Origin of the sequence: Parasutterella secunda (assembly GCF_016901835.1) — a bacterium.
In the GTDB taxonomy this organism is placed as follows: Bacteria; Pseudomonadota; Gammaproteobacteria; order Burkholderiales; family Burkholderiaceae_F; genus Aphodousia; species Aphodousia faecavium.
In genome coordinates, this window is record NZ_JACJKX010000069.1 from 1 (window position 1) to 208 (window position 208).

Annotated in this window: 1 protein-coding gene; it reads right to left on the reverse strand. The window is 46.6% G+C overall.

Going from position 1 to position 208, the window contains the following annotated elements:
* The coding region (locus H5985_RS09375; RefSeq protein WP_205051034.1) for a hypothetical protein at positions 1–208 on the reverse strand (208 nt) is incomplete at both ends.

Sequence of the window (208 nt, forward strand, 5' to 3'; positions counted from 1 at the left end):
GCAAGATATCGGCAGTAGTCCATTTCTCCCCTTGAAATAGAGCACCATAGACGTTGGATCCTGAGTTTGTTCCCATCGGGATATCGCCGATCCATCCAATAATGTTTGGTAACTGCGCCTCCAACGCCTTACAAACATCTGCAACGGTAGTTGTACCCTGAAAAACTCTACCATTCATGTCTGGAAGAACTGCATAAGTGCTGGAGTC